Annotated in this window: 21 protein-coding genes, 2 tRNA genes and 1 other RNA gene; 20 read left to right on the plus strand and 4 right to left on the minus strand. The window is 35.8% G+C overall.

The genetic code is table 11. The features are described from left to right. Positions 1 to 79: 79 nt before the first annotated feature. The 11 genes from trpS (at position 80) to MMF97_RS12055 (ending at position 7,873) form a co-directional block, all read left to right on the plus strand. The gene (gene trpS / locus MMF97_RS12005; protein ID WP_243363309.1) at positions 80 to 1,078 is read left to right on the plus strand and encodes a tryptophan--tRNA ligase; all 999 of its coding nucleotides are present in this window, start codon (positions 80 to 82) and stop codon (positions 1,076 to 1,078) included. A gap of 80 nt (positions 1,079 to 1,158) precedes the next feature. Beyond that, positions 1,159 to 1,773 (plus strand): deoxynucleoside kinase, encoded by a 615-nt coding sequence (locus tag MMF97_RS12010; protein WP_243362622.1) that lies wholly within the window; start codon positions 1,159 to 1,161, stop codon positions 1,771 to 1,773. Between the two features lie 3 nt (positions 1,774 to 1,776). Further along, positions 1,777 to 2,532 carry a 3-deoxy-manno-octulosonate cytidylyltransferase gene (gene kdsB, locus MMF97_RS12015; RefSeq protein WP_243362624.1) on the plus strand — a complete coding sequence of 252 codons (756 nt, stop codon included), beginning with the start codon at positions 1,777 to 1,779 and terminating at the stop codon, positions 2,530 to 2,532. 31 nt (positions 2,533 to 2,563) lie between these two features. Beyond that, positions 2,564 to 3,097 carry a hypothetical protein gene (locus MMF97_RS12020; RefSeq protein WP_243362625.1) on the plus strand — a complete coding sequence of 178 codons (534 nt, stop codon included), beginning with the start codon at positions 2,564 to 2,566 and terminating at the stop codon, positions 3,095 to 3,097. A 51-nt stretch (positions 3,098 to 3,148) separates the two neighbouring features. After that, complete coding sequence (locus MMF97_RS12025; protein WP_243362627.1) at positions 3,149 to 3,526, plus strand: hypothetical protein; 378 nt, start codon at positions 3,149 to 3,151, stop codon at positions 3,524 to 3,526. A gap of 189 nt (positions 3,527 to 3,715) precedes the next feature. Beyond that, positions 3,716 to 4,540 (plus strand): MbnP family protein, encoded by an 825-nt coding sequence (locus MMF97_RS12030; protein WP_243362630.1) that lies wholly within the window; start codon positions 3,716 to 3,718, stop codon positions 4,538 to 4,540. Between the two features lie 5 nt (positions 4,541 to 4,545). Then, complete coding sequence (locus MMF97_RS12035; RefSeq protein WP_243362631.1) at positions 4,546 to 5,589, plus strand: cytochrome c peroxidase; 1,044 nt, start codon at positions 4,546 to 4,548, stop codon at positions 5,587 to 5,589. A gap of 5 nt (positions 5,590 to 5,594) precedes the next feature. After that, positions 5,595 to 6,524: a transporter gene (locus MMF97_RS12040; protein ID WP_243362633.1), complete on the plus strand. Its 930-nt coding sequence runs from the start codon at positions 5,595 to 5,597 to the stop codon at positions 6,522 to 6,524. Positions 6,525 to 6,534: 10 nt separating this feature from the next. Then, a complete protein-coding gene (locus MMF97_RS12045) occupies positions 6,535 to 6,972 on the plus strand; it encodes a hypothetical protein (RefSeq protein ID WP_243362635.1) in 438 nt (145 codons plus the stop codon). Beyond that, positions 6,969 to 7,598: an SCO family protein gene (locus tag MMF97_RS12050; protein ID WP_243362636.1), complete on the plus strand. Its 630-nt coding sequence runs from the start codon at positions 6,969 to 6,971 to the stop codon at positions 7,596 to 7,598. Before MMF97_RS12045 ends, MMF97_RS12050 begins: the two co-directional genes overlap by 4 nt. Before the next feature lie 26 nt (positions 7,599 to 7,624). Then, on the plus strand, positions 7,625 to 7,873 hold the full coding sequence (locus tag MMF97_RS12055; RefSeq protein ID WP_243362637.1) for a YHS domain-containing protein: 249 nt from the start codon (positions 7,625 to 7,627) through the stop codon (positions 7,871 to 7,873). A gap of 93 nt (positions 7,874 to 7,966) precedes the next feature. Here MMF97_RS12055 and MMF97_RS12060 read toward each other — a convergent pair whose 3' ends face one another. Beyond that, positions 7,967 to 8,383, minus strand: a complete 417-nt coding sequence (locus MMF97_RS12060; RefSeq protein ID WP_243362638.1) for an EamA family transporter — start codon at positions 8,381 to 8,383, stop codon at positions 7,967 to 7,969. Between the two features lie 131 nt (positions 8,384 to 8,514). On the opposite strand from MMF97_RS12060, the gene ffs reads away from it, so the two are divergent. Together ffs and fsa are read left to right on the plus strand one after the other, a co-directional pair. Continuing rightward, an RNA gene (ffs, locus tag MMF97_RS12065) (signal recognition particle sRNA small type) lies at positions 8,515 to 8,614 on the plus strand. An 85-nt stretch (positions 8,615 to 8,699) separates the two neighbouring features. Continuing rightward, positions 8,700 to 9,356 (plus strand): fructose-6-phosphate aldolase, encoded by a 657-nt coding sequence (fsa, locus tag MMF97_RS12070; protein ID WP_243362639.1) that lies wholly within the window; start codon positions 8,700 to 8,702, stop codon positions 9,354 to 9,356. A gap of 80 nt (positions 9,357 to 9,436) precedes the next feature. Here fsa and MMF97_RS12075 read toward each other — a convergent pair whose 3' ends face one another. Beyond that, entirely contained in the window at positions 9,437 to 10,417 is a 981-nt protein-coding gene (locus tag MMF97_RS12075) for a D-alanine--D-alanine ligase (RefSeq protein ID WP_243362640.1), read from the minus strand. A gap of 174 nt (positions 10,418 to 10,591) precedes the next feature. Here MMF97_RS12075 and MMF97_RS12080 point away from each other — a divergent pair, with 174 nt between their 5' ends. The 6 genes from MMF97_RS12080 to MMF97_RS12105 all read left to right on the plus strand — a co-directional run bounded on the left by MMF97_RS12080 (position 10,592) and on the right by MMF97_RS12105 (position 15,669). Next, entirely contained in the window at positions 10,592 to 11,362 is a 771-nt protein-coding gene (locus MMF97_RS12080) for a PASTA domain-containing protein (RefSeq protein ID WP_243362641.1), read from the plus strand. A gap of 11 nt (positions 11,363 to 11,373) precedes the next feature. Further along, positions 11,374 to 12,420 (plus strand): endolytic transglycosylase MltG, encoded by a 1,047-nt coding sequence (gene mltG, locus MMF97_RS12085; protein WP_243362642.1) that lies wholly within the window; start codon positions 11,374 to 11,376, stop codon positions 12,418 to 12,420. Continuing rightward, the gene (locus MMF97_RS12090; protein ID WP_243362644.1) at positions 12,420 to 12,830 is read left to right on the plus strand and encodes an acyl-CoA thioesterase; all 411 of its coding nucleotides are present in this window, start codon (positions 12,420 to 12,422) and stop codon (positions 12,828 to 12,830) included. Before mltG ends, MMF97_RS12090 begins: the two co-directional genes overlap by 1 nt. A gap of 3 nt (positions 12,831 to 12,833) precedes the next feature. Then, positions 12,834 to 13,799, plus strand: a complete 966-nt coding sequence (locus tag MMF97_RS12095; protein ID WP_243362645.1) for a YihY/virulence factor BrkB family protein — start codon at positions 12,834 to 12,836, stop codon at positions 13,797 to 13,799. A 97-nt stretch (positions 13,800 to 13,896) separates the two neighbouring features. Then, positions 13,897 to 13,981 (plus strand) — tRNA-Ser (locus MMF97_RS12100). Between the two features lie 173 nt (positions 13,982 to 14,154). Beyond that, positions 14,155 to 15,669 carry a hypothetical protein gene (locus MMF97_RS12105; protein ID WP_243362647.1) on the plus strand — a complete coding sequence of 505 codons (1,515 nt, stop codon included), beginning with the start codon at positions 14,155 to 14,157 and terminating at the stop codon, positions 15,667 to 15,669. 109 nt (positions 15,670 to 15,778) lie between these two features. Here the strand turns inward: MMF97_RS12105 and cls are convergent, their stop codons facing one another. Next, positions 15,779 to 17,245, minus strand: coding sequence for a cardiolipin synthase (cls, locus tag MMF97_RS12110; RefSeq protein ID WP_243362648.1), 1,467 nt, complete (start codon positions 17,243 to 17,245; stop codon positions 15,779 to 15,781). Positions 17,246 to 17,383: 138 nt separating this feature from the next. Between cls and MMF97_RS12115 the strand changes: the two genes are divergently transcribed. Then, positions 17,384 to 17,468, plus strand: a tRNA-Ser gene (locus tag MMF97_RS12115). 229 nt (positions 17,469 to 17,697) lie between these two features. Here the strand turns inward: MMF97_RS12115 and MMF97_RS12120 are convergent. Further along, positions 17,698 to 18,459, minus strand: a complete 762-nt coding sequence (locus MMF97_RS12120) for a hypothetical protein (RefSeq protein WP_243362649.1) — start codon at positions 18,457 to 18,459, stop codon at positions 17,698 to 17,700. Between the last annotated feature and the right edge of the window lie 192 nt (positions 18,460 to 18,651).

An 18,651-nucleotide genomic window follows, 5' to 3' on the forward strand; every position in this document is an offset into this window, starting at 1 on the left:
TAAAAATCAAGCGCATTATTTTAAATCAAAAAACATTTTTTATACGCCATTCTATGTTTTTTCTTAATTTCGGAGCATGATGAAAGAAATAGTTGTAAGTGGTATAAGATCTACCGGAAAACTGCATTTAGGAAACTATTACGGAGCTATAACTAACTTTTTAAAAATGCAAAAAGAGTACAACTGCTATTTCTTTATAGCCGATTTGCACTCTTTAACTACGCATCCAACGCCCGCAAACTTAAACGATAGTGTAAAAACCGTTTTAGTAGATTATCTGGCATGCGGTATAGATCCCGAAGAATGTACGATCTATGTACAGTCTGATGTGCCTGAGATTATCGAATTATATTTATACCTGAATATGAACGCCTATTTGGGCGAACTAGAAAGAGCTACATCTTTTAAAGATAAAGTAAGATCTAATCCTGATAACGTAAATGCGGGGCTTCTAACCTACCCGGTTTTAATGGCTGCCGATATCCTGATCCATAAAGCCGTAAAAGTACCTGTTGGAAAAGATCAGGAACAACATTTGGAAATGGCACGTACTTTTGGTAATCGCTTTAACCGTTTATATAACAGTGAATATTTTCCTGAGCCTTATGCATTTAGTTATGCAAAAAACCTGGTAAAAGTACCTGGATTAGATGGCAAAGGAAAAATGGGTAAATCTGAAGGTGATGCCAATTGTATTTACCTTTCTGATACGCCTGAATCTATTCGTAAGAAAGTTTCAAGAGCAGTTACCGATGGCGGTCCTACTGCAGAAAATCAGCAAAAGCCTGAAGCGATCCGGAACTTGTTTGATCTGATGAAAATTGTATCTGCAGAAGACACGCTTGCTCATTTTGATGAACAATACAATAAAATGGCTATCCGTTATGGCGATTTTAAGAAGCAACTGGCAGAAGACATGATCATTGCTACCAATCCTATAAGAGAACGTATAAATGATATTGCCAATGATTCTGACTACCTTAGAAAAGTAGCCAGATTAGGCGCAGATAAGGCAAGGGAAAGCGCCCAAAAAACCATAAAAGAAATAAGAGAACTCATAGGATTTAGAAGTTTTTAATTTATATAATACATAGGAGATGTTAGATATGAGATAGAAGAAATCCGTCTCAAATCTCAAGTCTCAAAATCTAAAGAAAAATGCACATAGCAGTAGTTGGAAACATTGGTGCTGGTAAAACCACATTAACAGGTTTATTAGCCAAAAATTATGGTTGGGAAGCGCTTTATGAAGCCGTTGATAACAATCCTTATCTAGAGGATTTTTACAGCGATATGAAACGCTGGAGCTTTAACCTTCAGATCTATTTTTTAAACAGCCGTTTTCAACAGATTGTAGAGATAGAAAAACTTCAAAGAAACGTTATTCAGGACAGAACCATTTATGAGGATGCCCATATTTTTGCCGAAAACCTACATGAAATGGGCCTGATGACTACTCGTGATCACGACAATTACCGGGCTATTTTTGATAACATTACTTCATTTATCAAAGCCCCTGATTTATTGATTTATCTCAGAGCTTCTGTACCTACTCTGGTAAACAATATTCAGCGTCGCGGACGCGAATACGAAGCCGGAATCAGAATTGATTACCTATCTAAGCTCAATGAAAAATATGAAGCCTGGATCAAAGATTATAAATTAGGAAAGCTGTTAATTTTAGATAAAGACAGACTGGACTTTACCAATAATCCTGAGGATTTGGGTGCTGTTATCCAATCTATAGAGGCTGAAATACACGGTTTGTTTTAAACGATGAATATAGTAGATACATCAAAGTCTTTACGTATACTGGGCATCATACCTGCCCGTTATGCTTCTACCCGTTTTCCCGGAAAACCTTTGGTTGATATCAATGGTAAAACCATGATAAACAGAACTTATGAACAAGCTTTATCATGTAAAAGTTTAACTAAAGTAGTAGTAGCCACAGACGATGTACGTATTGCTGAAGAAGTAGAAAAGTTTGGTGGATCATTTGTAATGACCTCTGATCAACATCAAAGTGGAACAGACCGCTGCGCCGAAGTGGCCGCCTCAATGCCCGATTTTGATGTAATCATTAACATACAGGGCGATGAGCCTTTCATTAACCCTGAACAGATCAGATTATTAACGGATTGTTTCCAGGAACCTACTGTTAAAATAGCTACGCTGATCAAAGAAATTCATACAGAACAGGAACTCTTTAACGTAAATGTGCCTAAAGTAATAATAAATACAAATGCTGATGCACTATACTTTAGCAGACATCCTATCCCGTTTATACGCAATGCCGAAGAAAAAGACTGGATAAAGCAGCATCAATATTATAAGCATATCGGTATTTATGGCTATTTGCGTGAAACCTTATTGGAGATTACGGAAATATCTCCCTCGTCTCTTGAAAAAGCCGAGAGCTTAGAGCAGTTACGTTGGTTGGAAAATGGTTATACCATTAGAACAGCCATAACAGACCTTGAAACACTTGCTATTGATACACCCGAGGATTTAAAGAAAATAAAACTATAGTGTGTATTTTCTTGTTATACTAAAAAATCTTATGCAAAAAATTTACGCTTTAGCTCTGCTCTGCTCATTGTTCTTTGTAGCCTGTAATCGCTCTGATTCTGGCAAAAGTAATATCAATGACCTTTCAAAAACAACGCTTTATGCTTTTAGCGATTTAGCTAAACAGGATACTTTTAAAATAGCTGTAAAAGGCAGTGATACCAAAAATATGCATCTGCTCTTTACCATTGTTGCATACAATGGCAAAGAGATTTACCGCGAAGAATTAAAAGCAGAAGAAATTCTGAAAAACTATCTTGCCTCTGCCGCTATGAAAAAGGAAAAAGACAAAATCAAGTTCCTTACAGAAGAAGTCGATTTCTTTTTTGATGAGCGTCATTTTATAGAACCCGCTGTTACCGAGAACGAAAGTCCGGATAATAACGTACCCGATAAGGATTTTTATAATGAGCTGAAAAAAAATGGTTTGAACGGATTTGAGTACAGGATCAGTAAAGATAAAAACCTGTACATAGCCTGGTCGCAAAAAGAGCAAAAGGTTAAAATCTATTACAAATGCTGTTAAAATAAGCTTTGTTTTACTTAATCATATCTATTTTTAACCTATCTTTGCCATGTGATAGTGGTTAGAAAAATAGTTGCTTTATTATTGCTTACGGGCATTTTAGCCAATTGCTTTAATTATGCCATTGTTTCTACTTCATACCAACTCAATAAAGAATATATCGCTTCGGTACTCTGTACCAATAAAGACAAGCCAGAACTGCATTGCGATGGTAAGTGTTTCCTCGATATTAAACTAAAAGAGCTTGAACAAAAAAACAAACAGGAACAGGAAAATCTTAAAAAACTGGTAGAAACCGTTATTCCTGAATATGCTGAAGTGATTTTACCCCTTTATGAACAACCTGTTAGCTCTTCTATTCCTTTTTACCTTCAGCAAAAACCAATCGCTAAAGTCAATGCGGTTTTTCATCCACCAAAATTAGCTTAAACTTAAATGGATTGTTTGCTTACAATAGTTTATGCTATTGTATGAATTCGTATGCCTGCTTTCAGGTATAGGAGCCTACCATACTCTCCAATTAGTCTTTCGTATTATCAGTAACCTTATACTGATCAATTTTAACCATTTAAATCGTTTGTTGCCTATGCAATGAACCCCATTATAATTTATTTAAAAATGAAAAAGATCATTACGCTTATTGCCATAAATGCCATTTTATTTACAGCATGTAAAAAAGATTCTAACCCTGTTCCTGATTTTGATGAGAATAACCTCGCCCCACTTTCTGTTGAATTTGACAATATTGCAGGAGGCAGAACGCTTACGTTTAACAATACAGATGTACCTTATACCAATGCTAAAGGCGAATCTGTTAGCATAAGTCTTCTCCAGTATTTTATCAGTAATATTAAAGTAACCACAACAAGTGGCAAAGAATATACCGTTAAGCAAGACGATTCGTATTTCTTAATTAACGGAGCCGATAAAAGTACCCGATTCGCTAAAATAAAAGTACCTGAAGGCGATTACAGCAAACTTACCTTTGTATTAGGCATTGACAGTTTAAGGAGTACCATGCCTCTAGATAAAAGAACAGGTGTATTAGATCCTGCTTCTGGCAGTGGCATGTACTGGGGCTGGAATTCAGGCTATATTTTCTTTAAAATGGAAGGAAACTCTTCTTCTATTACAGACGACCAGTCAGGAGATCCTACCGGTAAAAAACAGTTCAAATACCACATTGGCGGTTTTGGCGGCTATAGTTCCTCTACTATCAACAACATCAAAACCATTACCCTTGATCTTACCAATGCAGGCATTGCTAAAGTAAGAAAAGACAGACAGAGCAATATCCATTTATTTGTAGATGTTCTAAAGGTATTTAATGGCAGCAACAGTTTCAGCATAAAAGAGCATCCTAACGTAATGTTCAGCGAATATTCGGTTAGCATAGCTAAAAACCTCAGCGAAATGTTTAAACACGATCATACTGAAAACTAAACAGCATGAGAACAAAATATTTCAGGTACATCTTTTTGGTTTGCCTGTTTGTGTATGCCTGTAAAAAGAGCGATGATACGCAAGATATGGTTACATTTTTGGGTTTTCAAAAACCCAAAAATTTTCCTGATCCAGTATATAACTTCAGCAATAATCCTGTAACCAAAGCAGGTTTCGAGCTGGGCAGAACTCTGTTTTACGACCCAAGGCTATCAAGAGACAATACTATTAGCTGTGGTTCATGTCATATCCAATCTTCGGCATTTACCCATCACGGACATGACGTTAGTCATGGTATCGAAGATCGTTTAGGCACAAGAAATGCACCTCCTATTATGAATTTAGCTTGGAACAAAGCTTTTATGTGGGGTGGTGGCATTTATGATCTTGATCTGCAACCCATTGCTCCTATAACCACGCATGAAGAAATGGATGAGAGCCTTGAAAATGTATTGAATAAGCTCAAATCAATACCTACCTACAGAAACAAGTTTAAAGAAGCATTTGGTAGCGATGAAATCAGTACGGCTCATTTAATGAAAGCTTTATCACAATTTATGCTGATGTGCATAAGTAGTAATGCTAAATACGATAAAGTGATACGTAATGAAGGTAATATCTCATTTTCTGCTGCAGAACAAGAAGGTTACCAAATATTTAAAGAAAAATGCGCCTCATGTCATACCGAACCTCTTTTTACAGATGGAACTTTCAGAAATAATGGTTTAGCACCCAATGCGATCAATGATAAAGGTCTATACATAGCTACATTGTTGGATAAAGACCAATATAAATTTAAGGTTCCTTCGCTCAGAAATTTGAAATACACAGCACCTTATATGCACGATGGCCGGTTTCTGACTTTAGATGCTGTTTTAGACCATTATACCGGTCAGGTACAGGATACGCCTAACCTTGATCCGCTTCTGAAACAACAAACACCAAGAGGTATAAACTTGAGTACCGATCAGAAAGATAAATTGCTGGCTTTTCTAAATACACTTAATGACGAAGATTTTATCCATAACAAAGCCTTGGCTGAACAATAATTAAAATGATGATGAAAAAAAGTATAGGATTAGCCTTCTTTTTAATGCTACTTGGTTTTTCTGCGCTGGCCTGTGATATCTGCGGTTGCGGGGTGGGCAGTTATTACATTGGTATTCTACCCGAATACAATAAGCGATTTGTAGGCTTAAGATACCAGTACAAAACTCTACAAACACATTTAGGACCACAGGGCCAGATTACTCCGCTTACTACAGATGAAACTTACCAGACAGCAGAACTCTGGGGAGGTGTTAATTTCGGCAGCAAGTTCAGAATTCTTGCTTTCGTACCTTATAATATCAATAAACGTAGTTCACAAGAAGGAAATGGCAAAAAAAATGGCTTGGGCGATATTGCATTAATGGGATATTATAATTTGTTTACGCAAACACTTCCACTTAAAAGCAAGCTTCTGGTACATTCACTTTGGTTAGGCGCAGGAATAAAATTACCTACGGGCAAATATGAACCTACTGAAAAACTGGCTGTGCAAGAAAGCCCCAACAATTTCCAGCTAGGTACAGCAAGTACCGATTTTACACTAAATGCTGCTTACGATATACGGTTAAATGATTTAGGTTTTAACTTAAACGTAAATTATAAGATCAATACAGCCAATAGCTATGCTTACAGATATGGCAACAAGCTTACAGGTAATGCATTGCTCTATTATAAATTCAGGTTATTTCATAAAATCACTTTAGCACCTAACGTGGGTATTTTGTATGATACGGCTACAAAAGATATAGAGAACAATAAATATACTGTAGATGTATCAGGAGGACACTCTGCCGCTTTAATTACAGGTGTAGAAATAGCCAGTAGTAAATTTTCATTAGGTGCCAATTACCAAAATATCATTTCTCAGGAACTGGCAAACAATCGGGCTAAGGCCGGAAACCGCTTAATGATCCATTTATCCGTTCCATTTTAAAGCATAAATTATGAAAAGAATATTATTAATTGTCTTAACGGCAACTGCAATTACCGCCTGTAAACCCAAACAGGATGCAACAACGGTTAAAAACGAAACTATGAAAATCCATGACCAGGTAATGGCCAATCATGGTAAAATCATTGCTAACCAGATGAAAATAGACACTTTGTTAAAGGATATGAAAGCTTTAAAACAGCAGTTTTCATCTATTGATACAATTCAGGAAAAAACAAACCTTAAGACAATGCTTAACCGCTTACTTAAAGCCGAAGAAAGCATGAATGACTGGATGCATCATTTCAATCCTGATTACAACAACACAAACATGGATTCAGTAATCTATTATTACAAAACTGAAAAACAGAAGATCAATGTCATTGATAGTTTGTACAAAAGAGAAATTCAGGAATCTAATCAGTATTTATCAAAATTTAAAAAATCATGAAAAAGATAACATTTATAGCCGCATTGCTCATCACAATCCTATCTGCTTGTAATAAGCCTGAAAAACTACCTTACCTGCAAATAGAAATATCTGATAAGATGGTAGATGGTAAGATGGTACAAGATACGGTGTTCAAAACCATCCCCGACTTTAAACTTTATAATCAAGATAGCACATTGGTTACTGCTAAAGATTTTGACAATACCATTTACGTAGCCGATTTCTTTTTTACCTCATGTCCTACCATTTGCCCGGTAATGCACCGCAATCTGCTTAAAGTTTACAATAAGTATAAAAGCAATCCAGAAGTTAAAATTGCATCGCATACTATTGACACCAAATATGATATACCTTCTCGACTAAAAGCTTATACTAAAAAATTAGGTGTAGAAGGTACGCAATGGGAATATTTATGGGGATCTAAAGAAGTAATATATGGTCTTGCCGAACGCAATTATCTGGTTGCTGTACAACAGAATGATGAAGCACCCGGAGGTTTTATACACCAGGGATATTTGATCCTGGTAGATAAAAACAAGCGTATTCGCGGAGCTTATGATGGCACTGTAGATAAAGATGTAGCTAAGCTTATGAACGATATGGATATCCTTTTAAAAGAGAAATAACTTATTAACTCCTAACAATTCAAATCATGAAAAAAGTATTATTTATTGCTGCATTTGCTATCTTTTCACAATTTGCCAAAGCGCAATCTGTAAAACAACAAACTTTACCTACAGATACGACAGAACAAGCAATTGAAATTGATCCGGTATGCAAAATGAAAGTAAAAACCGAAAAAGCGATCAGTTTCATTTACCATAAAAAGAGCTATTATTTCTGTAGTGAAAGCTGTAAGAAAGCCTTCAGTTCAGCACCAGAAAAGTACATTAAGAAATAATAACAAGAGGGTGTTTAAAAAATCACGTCATCCTGAACTCGTTTCAGGATCTTTTAAGCAAAATCTAACTTTTTAAATACCCTCTTTTACCTTTTATTCAAAAATCAGTACAACAGTACCTGCAATAATTAAACAGGCACCTATTGCTGTTTTTAAAGTAAGTGTCTCTTTTAAAAACACCGCGGCCAGAATAATAGTTAAAGCTACACTTAATTTATCTATGGGTGCAACCTGCGAGGCTTTGCCCATTTGTAAAGCTTTAAAATAGAAAATCCATGAAAGCCCCGTTGCGATACCTGATATTACTAGAAAGATAATATGATGCTTGGTTAAAGCTGTTATCGTTTTCTGTTCTCCCCTGCTAAAAATAATAAGCCATATCATAATCACAATGACAATGGTTCTGATACCAGTAGCCAGGTTAGAATTGATATTTGCAACTCCTATTTTAGCAAAAATAGCCGTTAACGATGCAAAAAAAGCCGAGAGTACTGCGTAAATCCACCACATAGAAACCTAAATTTATATTTACTAATCTTCGTTATCCATTTCAATACATTCGTTTTCAAATGAATACGTTTTTTCTTTAAAAATAATGCATTTATTTTTTAAAAACCCACCGTTTTTGCTAATTTTGTGCCGGGCAAGTCTTCTACGACCAGCTCCTTTTGAACTCCCCCAGGTTGGGAACAAAGCAAGGGTAGAAGGTTGTAGCGGTGCGATAGGAGTTGCTTGCCCTTTTTTCCCCTATACCCCTGAGGGGGCAAAGTCAATTTAATCAGGGATATCAAAAAACCTTATATTTCCTATTCAGGAACGTAGAATTATGAAATTTTTTATTGACACTGCTAACTTGGCTCAAATTAAAGAAGCTCAGGATTTGGGCATTTTAGATGGCGTAACCACCAATCCTAGTTTAATGGCCAAAGAGGGTATTACCGGCAACGAAAACATTTTAAATCACTACAAAGCAATTTGCGATATTGTAGATGATAATGTGAGTGCTGAAGTAATTGCTACCGATTACGAGAATATTGTTAAAGAAGGTGAAGCTTTAGCTGCTTTAAATCCAAAAATTGTGGTTAAAGTACCTATGATCAAAGATGGCTTAAAAGCTATTAAATATTTCAGAAAAAAAGGTATCAGAACAAACTGTACTTTAGTTTTTTCGTCAGGACAAGCTTTATTGGCTGCAAAAGCGGGTGCCAACTACGTATCTCCGTTTTTAGGTCGTTTAGATGATATTTCTACAGAAGGTTTGCAATTAATTGAAGATATCCGCTTAATTTTTGACAACTACGGTTTTGAGACCGAAATTTTAGCTGCTTCTATACGCGGTCCTTTACATATTGTAAACTGCGCTAAAATAGGTGCCGATGTAATCACTGCACCTTTAGCCGCGATCACTGCGCTTTTAAAACATCCTTTAACTGATAGTGGTTTAGCTACCTTCTTGGCAGATCATGCCAAGGCAAACCAGTAATAAGAAAGGATTTACAGATATAAAAAATCCCGGTGCGCTAATAGCCTCCGGGATTTTTATTTAAACAGGATTTTAAAACCTTAAATCGTCTCTTCCAATACTTGGGTATAAAAATCTTTCAGGTCTATTCCCATAGCAGCTACCTGCTGAGGAATAAAACTGGTTGCCGTTTGTCCTGGAATAGTATTGATTTCTATAAAGTAAAAGTTTCCGGTTTTGTGCTCAAGAAAATAATCTATACGAACTATACCTCTGCAATTTAGTTTCTGATATACAGCCGATACCACACGTTCTACCCTGCTTCTCTCTTCTTGTGTCATATCAGCTGGTGTGATTTCCTGTGTAGCTCCGGGTGTATATTTCGCTTCAAAATCAAAAAACTCATTCTTAGGAATAACTTCTGTAGCCGGCAATACCACAATTTTACCTTTGGTCTTAAATACGCCAACCGAAAATTCTCTTCCCTCAACAAATTCTTCCACCAATATCTGGGTATCTTCATTAAAAGCTTTATCTAATGCTGCCTGCAGATCGTCAGTATGTTTCACCTTGCTCATGCCTATACTGCTTCCACCATTGTTAGGTTTTACAAAATAAGGTAGTTTAAGATTTTCAGTTACTTCTTCAGGTTTGTAATCAGCTTTGAACAATTGTACAGATTTGGCTATGTTCAGGTCTTTTATGCCATCAACTATGGCTTTTGTATAACCTTTGTTCATGGTAATAGAACTTGTTAGCGCATCACAAGTGGTATAAGGTAAACCAATCATATCGAAATATCCCTGTAACTTGCCATCTTCTCCAGGAGAACCATGTATAGCGATGAATACGCCATCAAATTTGATTTTCTTGCCATTTACCGTGATGGAGAAATCATTTTTATCTACATCTATTTTAACAGAATCAGCTGGTTCATAAAACCATCCTTTCTCTGTAAGCATAATCTTATAAACATCAAATCTTTCGGGATCCAAATTCTGGGCAATAGTAGCTGCACTTTTTACAGATACCACCCATTCGCCTGTAGTACCTCCAGTAAGCAAAGCAATGGTCTTCTTCATTATATTTTTAAGTTTTAGGGTATTATAGTATTTGCGTATTTAAGCTCAATTATCAGTTTTAACGCTGATGTGTAAATTATATAGTCAAAAATATAAAATATTCATACCTGTGTTATTTTATTTCACATAAAATATATTTTTAAGCTAAATTTGAAGCTAAATTCAACATAGATAATGGGCAATTTTACAAGATACCTCAAGACCAAATCATTCAGAAATAACATTATAGCAGCAATTTGTACTGTAATAGCCTTACTGCTTATCGCTTTTTTCAGTCTTCGTTTCTATACCAAACACGGACAGGGCTTAAATGTACCTCAGTTAAAAGGACTTAGAATTGACCAAGCTATACAAAAATTAGAAGAAATGGGTTTGAGGTATGAGATTGATTCGGTGTATATGATGGATAAACCTCCGGGTATTGTTACCGATCAGGATCCTGAGGCTGAAACTTTTGTTAAAGATAACAGGACCATTTATTTAACCATCAATACCTCAACAGCTCCAAATGTTAAATTTCCGGAAGTTGAAGAAAAATCTTTACGCGAAGCCAGATCTATTATTGAAAGTTACGGCTTAAAATTAGGCGACACGACTTATAAACCTGATATTGCCCGCGATGTAGTTTTAGGCGTAACTTTTGGCGGACAAGCACTTAAAGCAGGCGAACAGATACCTAAAGGTTCAAGAGTGAATTTTATTTTAGGTGACGGTCGTGGCAATGAGGATGTTGACATGCCTAACTTAGCTGGTTTCACCATTGATGAAGCTCGTTTCTCGCTAAAAGGATCAATGCTTAAACTGGGTACCGTAACTTATGAAGGTGTAATAACAGATAGCGCAAATGCAGTTGTGGTAAACCAATTTCCTTTACCAAGTGATACAGTAACCAAAGTTAAGATCGGTACAGCGATCAACATCACATTATCTAACAAAAAACAATAAAGTATTTGTTTATGAACTCAGCAAAACAACAAAATAAAAGTAAATTCATTCTTATAGTTATCCTGATTATTGCCATTGTAGGTGGTTATTTCACTTTTAATTTTTACCGTACTTACTTTGCGGGAAATGTTACCGGAAACCAGCAATACTTGTATATCAAAACCGGATCTGACTTTGAAAGCTTAACCAACAATATCAAAAACAAAGGCATTGTAAAAAACTACAATACATTTTTAGCTGCTGCCGAAAAAATGGATCTTAAAGATAAAGTAAAACCGGGAAGGTATCGTTTAAAAAGCGGAATGAACAACCGCTCTTTAATCAATATGATCAAAGCTGGTAATCAAGAGCCGGTAACTTTAAAAATCCAGAACATCCGTAAAAAAGAGAATCTAGCAGCTTTACTGGCTAAAAATTTAGAACCTGATTCGTTAGCCTTTATCTCATTATTAGATTCTACTCAATTTATTGAGAAATATGGCTTTAACAATGACAATATCTATACGATGTTTATTCCTAACAGTTACGAGATGTACTGGAACACTTCGCCAGAAGAGTTTTTTACAAGAATGACCAAAGAGTATGATAAGTTCTGGAATAACGACCGTAAAGCTAAAGCCAAAGAATTGAACCTCTCACCTATCCAGGTTACCATATTGGCCTCGGTAGTAGATGCAGAGGCGCTTTATGACAAAGAAATGCCTATCATTGCTGGCCTGTACCTGAACAGATTAAAAAAAGGCATCTTGTTACAGGCAGATCCTACCGTAATCTTTGCTAATAACGATTTTACCGTAAAACGTGTAACCAATGCCCTATTGCGTGTAGATTCAAAATACAATACTTATAAATATGCTGGTTTGCCTCCGGGGCCCATCATGATGCCAAGTATCAATGCCATTGATGCGGTTTTAAATCACGATAAGAACGATTACCTATATATGTGCGCCAAAGAAGATTTTTCGGGTTATCATAATTTTGCGGCAACTGTTGCTGAGCACGAAATCAATGCAAAGAAATACAGAGAGGCACTTAATAAGCGAAATATATTTAGATAATGTTTGTTTACGAAACCAAAGTTAAAGTAAGATACGCAGAAACGGATCAGATGGGTGTGGTTTATCACGGCAACTATGCCCAATATTACGAAATAGCAAGAACAGAGTGTTTTGAAGCTGCATCAGGCATGAGCTATGCTTCTATGGAAGAAGATGGCGTGATGCTGCCTATTTTAGAATTGCAATCTAAATACCTGAAGCCTGCATTTTACAATCAGGTATTAACTATAAAGTCAATTGTAAAGAACTTACCTACCGTACGTTTAAAAGTAGATTATGAAATCTATAATGAGGAGAATGAACTGATCAACATAGGCCATACCACCTTGGTTTTTGTAGATAAGGAAACGCGTAAGCCTTGCCATCCTCCACAAAGTTTTATTGAACCTGTAAGTAAATATTTTAAATAATTAATGAGTTGGATACACCGGCATTTACTCAAATTTAAACCTTATGCTCTGTTCATTGAATGGAGCAAGCATTGTGTATTGCCCGGTTTTAGTCCACTCCCCTTATATACCGTAGCTGTATTTTTTTTTAGAGAGATTGGAAAAGAAGCTTTGGTAAATAAAGCTTCTTCTTTGGCCTATAATTTTATGCTGGCCATATTTCCTGCTATTATCTTCCTCTTTACCTTAATTCCTTATATACCCAAGCGTATTGGTTTTCAAGGCAAGCTCATGGATCTGATGGCCTTGATTTTACCTGATAATGCTTATATGGCATTTGAAACCACCTTAAAGGAAATTGTCAATATCCAAAATGGTAGTTTACTTTCTTTAGGTTTTATCCTTTCTATCTTTTTTGCCACCAATGGCATCCACAGTTTAATGCGGGCCTTTAACAAGTCATCATTGGTTGTAGAAACCAGATCGTGGCTTAAACAGCGTTTAATTGCGATCGTATTAACTTTTATCATAGCTATATCTGTTATTGTTTGTATCGCTGCCATGACCATTGGCGAAATTTCTATCCAATACCTTAACAAAGAATTAGACATTAAAGAGAACCTAACTTATTATGCTATACAGCTTACCCGCTGGACTTTATTAGGTGTGCTGTATTTCACCAATGTATCTATGTTGTATCGTTATGGTCCTGCTCATGCCAAAAAATGGAAATTTTTCAGTGCTGGTTCTTGTTTGGCAACCATTCTGGCATTTTTAACCATGTGGGCATTTTCATTCTATATTAACCATTTCGGATCTTACAACAAAGTTTATGGCTCTATCGGAACCCTTATAGTAGTAATGATCTGGCTTTATTTAAATTCACTAATCTTATTGGTAGGTTTTGAGCTTAATGCCAGCGTAGATATCTCTAAACGGAGCGTACGCATTATCAGGCCTCAGTTCAATTTGTTCAAGAGCAATAAATAAAATATTTTTCACGCTAATAAACAGGGCTTTAACCCAAAATATCCGAAATTATTGATTCATAATTTGAAGAATAGAGAAGTTTTTCTACTTTTGCGGCGGAGAGCTGGCAGAGTGGTCGAATGCGGCGGTCTTGAAAACCGTTGTCTGTAACAGGACCGGGGGTTCGAATCCCTCGCTCTCCGCATTAAACAAAAGGTATTCTTATTTAGTAAGGATGCCTTTTTTCTTTTTACAAAAAATCCAATAATAGTTCTTTCTTTAGTTTTAATAATGAAATTGAATATGTAGGGTAACAAAAAAACACCTCTGTTGATATATCACAAAACAAGATTATTCATCTAAAATCAACAAGGTTATGAAAAAGTTTTTACTTTCTATTCTGCTATCAGCAAATGTTATAGCAGTATTGGCACAACAACCTGTTACAATTTCTGTAAGTGGAGGATTTACAAATGCTTCATCATCTATGCAGAACAAAACTTACCTAGGGAATGGTTATAACATACAAGCGAATCTATTTGTGCCTTTTTTGAGTGCAAATAACGATAAATTTACGCTAGGCGTTTTAGCCGGAGGAGTTTATACTACCGCAAAAAATCTGGAACCATCTACAGACGAATTAAAAACTGCATACAAATTATACAATGGTAATCTGGCGATCAACAATGCTCAAAATCAGGGAACAAACTCGGGCATTACCGGTTATTTAGGTGTGCAGGCTAATTTTTCATTAGGATCGCTCACTTTATCTCCTTCTGTTAATGGCGGTTACTTGAATTTGAAGCAAAAAGGCTTTGCTCAAAATGCAATGGTACAAAGTAATGGCAACAGTCAAACGATTATGCTAGCTGACTTACCCAAAACAAACAGTAAAGGCTTTATAACTATTCCTCAACTAAAAATCAGTTATTCTTTTACAGAAGCATTTGGCATTTATACTTCAGCGGGTTTCAACATTGGGCCTAACATGGATATCAAAGGAAGAAGATTAGAGCCTGCAGGTGGGTTCAACAGTAGCAATACTTATGAGCCTACGCAATTAAGCGCAGGAAAAATGGTAGAAATGTCAACTGTAAGTACCAATTATCAATCGATGATGTACAATATAGGCCTAAGTTGGAATTTAGGCCGCAAATTGAAAAAATCATCTACAATGCCTTCTAGGTTATCAATGACTCCAACCACTTCAAGGCAAACGCCAAATACTACTTTTGGTGAGAAAGTAAGCCAAGGCTTACAGACTACCTCTTCAAAAACAGATCATCCCTTATATAATGACCAAAAAACAGAAACTACAAATCCAATATCCAATTCAAATATGGCACGTCCGGGTCAGACTATAAAAGGCGTTATTGTAAAAGGTGGGAAAAATCCGGGTGGAAATATGATGACGATAAGCAGCGATGGTAATGGTGAATTTGAGTTGGATGGATTAGAAAAAGGTTTTTACAAATTTACGCTTGAGGTACCTGATAATCTGCAAGGAAAAAGTATTGACCAAAAAGGTGTAAAAAGAGAAGAAGTTAGAACTTATACCGGTGGCCGTAAAAATGAGCCACAGGAAAAGGGTATTGGTAGCGTTGGAGTAAAACATCAACCTGGAGCGGTTTCTCCATCTTATGCGGCTATGGTGGCCGGACAATCTATAAAAGGTATTATTGTAAAAGGTGGAAAAAATCCGGGCGGTAGTACAACTAATCTAACAATTCATGAAGATGGTACTATACAGTTTGAAGTTCTTAAAAAAGGAAATTATAAATTTCTGATTGAAACAGGTGAAGAACCGAGCAATAAGGCTGCTAAAGAGAAAGTAAAAGAAACTGGAAGAACAAGAATATGGCTTAAGGATGTGGTTAAAACGCAAGTGTAATCAGATGATTTTTATTTTGATAGATTAAAACACAAAATGTACCATCGCAATCTGTTTCAGTCTGCTTAAAGGGGATTTCAAAAGTTATCCCCTTTAGTTATTAATGACCTTATAGTAACGATGAAAATAATCTAATGATCCGTTCACTAAACTGTTTAAACCAGCCCCTACCCAACCAATCTACATATACAATCTCAACAGAATTTTCGAGGTCTTTATAAAACTCATCTGCCAGCTGGTTGGCCAGCTCTTTATTGTAAACAAAGGCCGAAACTTCAAAATTAAGTCCAAAACTGCGGGCATCTAAATTGGCTGTACCTACAGATGCCAGTTTTCTATCTGATACAAATGTTTTAGAGTGCACAAAACCTTTCTGGTAAAAGTAAATTTTAACACCTGCATCCAACAATTCTTCATAATACGAACGGGCTGCAATATCTACCAATTTCGAATCACCTTTTTGCGGCACCAATAATATAACCTTTATACCACTTAAAGCTGCTATAATGAGACTTTCCTGCAAAATCTGTTCAGGAATATAATAAGGTGTAGTGAGCAGGATTTCTTCCTGTGCCAGATTAATAGCTTGTATAAGAGAATATAAAATATTCGGCACTTCAGAATCGGGTCCGCTTGAAGCAATCTGTACATGAACAGGCTTAGGATTCGTAATCTCTATATCTGGAAAATACTTTTTATTGATAATGAGGTTCTCGTTGCTCGAAAAGTTCCAATCGGCAATAAAGATACGCTGCAAAGAAAAACTGGCATAACCTTTTATCATGAGATGCGTATCTCTCCAAAACAGCTCTTTCCCTTCGGCATTTATATATTTATCAGAAATATTAATCCCTCCTACAAAAGATGTTTCACCATCAATTACCACAATTTTTCTATGGTTACGGTAATTTAGCCGATTAGCCAGTGCAGGTAATCTTAGTTTGTTAAAAGGAAAAACCTGCACACCTTCTTTGACCAAGTTTCGGACAAATGAACGCCTGATTGCAGAGCTTCCAAAATCATCATAGATAAATCTTACTTCTATACCTTCTTTAACTTTTTGGATCAAGATATCTTTAATCTGATTGCCTATCTCATCATCTTCATAAATATAGAATTCTATGTGAATGTGTTTTTTGGCTTTTTTCAGTTCTGCTATCAATTTTGGAAAGAACATCTCTCCGTTAATCAGAAGCTCTGCCTTTTCATTAGGCAAAATCATCTCATTTCCACCTTTTGAATTTGACAGTAACTTTATCAACTCTAAATTTTGTAAGAGTGTAGCATCTGTTGTAGTAAATAAGCGCTTGTTGATCTCATTAAATTGCTCTTTAAATTCTGCTTTAAGGCTTTCATCAACCTCAAGTTTTTTATTGTACATCTTTTTCTTCCGGTAATTGATGCCAAAAGAAAAATAAAATACGATTCCAATAAGTGGTACAAGCAAAACAAACAGAAAATAAGCCAGCGTTTTTGGTATAGAACGTGTATCGTATATGATTTTAAGACAGGTAAATGTTAGCAATGCCAAATAACATATTTCCAATACCAGTAGCCAGATGTTGATGTTATTCATATTTTAAGGAGCAAAATGCTTTACAAGATAAAATTAAAAAACCTTAAAATGAACGGCTTACCCGCTATTTGATATTTTTATTGAAGTTTTTTAAGATCGGAGTTTGCGAAATTAAAGAGAGTTTGTACTTTTGCCCCCGGAGAGCTGGCAGAGTGGTCGAATGCGGCGGTCTTGAAAACCGTTGTCTGTAACAGGACCGGGGGTTCGAATCCCTCGCTCTCCGCTGAGAGGGTCTTCATCAAGAAGACCCTCTTTTTTTTTCGTAAATAAGTAATCCCTTTTCTTTCATTTTCAAATGGTTGTGTGACAGTAAATCAAGCATTGTAGGTGTTCGATAAATTCGGTTTTTACAATGTAACATCCATTGCTTACTGCGTGCAACGAACAGTTTAAGTAGAGGATTCTAAAGATTAGCTCTTAATCTTAATATACCTATTGACTCTCTAATTTAGTCAGGTTGCTTTATTCCAGTTTCCATTTTGATATTGGTATATCAGTTCTTGTCCTTTAGAAGCAATTGCACCTTTACCTCTTTGGAAACATTCCGATAGCAATTCAAGGTCATTTGTATATTGTAACATATCATGCAAAAGCCCTTCTTCTATATCTGTCCAAGGTTCATAAGCTCTTGGGTAGTTTATTCGGGCTTTCTGTACATAGTCAGGGAGGTCATCATTTTTGATGATCCCTAATTTGTCAATCTTTTCTTTTAGCTCATTTATAGCACCTTCCGGTAAATTATTAAATGTTTCTTTCTGAAAGAAATCAATTTCCTCCGAAGGATTGTCTTTATGTAGTTCATCTATTCTTCTTCCATGTTTTGAGTACCCGTTGTCAGATAAATAAGCATTTAGAAAATCCATCAGTTGACCTCTTTGGTACAAACCTTCATATTTTCCGTAGAGTTCATTTGATGTAATGGCCTCATTTTTAAATTTACGGGTAGCTAAAAAGAGCCCAACTAACCTGCTATATGTAGGAGACATCTGATGTTCTTCAAAAAGTCGAATAGCGTCCTTAATATCGTTTTCGTTAATTGCGACTTTAGTGAATTCTGAAAGTGTCTTTGTTTGAAGCTGATCAATCGCTATCTGGAACGCACGGATGACATCACGTTCGTTTAATACACTATCGTTTATAATCTTTTCTCCTGTTGTTGGGGAATAACCAGAAGCAAGGGCTTCTAATACTTTTATCGTTTTAGGTATATCCATAAAATCCATTTTTAGAATTGTCTCGCCTAATACAAATATAAAAAATAAATATATTATGCCCTGTTATTTATCATCCTGAACATTTGTTTTAAAATATTTTCATCGGTTTCATCCCTAATAAATAAGTAATTGCTATTTTTTGATGGTTGAATTGATCGGAATATACTCATCTTTAAAGTTAACAAACACCTT

The organism is Pedobacter montanisoli, from assembly GCF_022809115.1.
Classification (GTDB): domain Bacteria; phylum Bacteroidota; class Bacteroidia; order Sphingobacteriales; family Sphingobacteriaceae; genus Pedobacter; species Pedobacter montanisoli.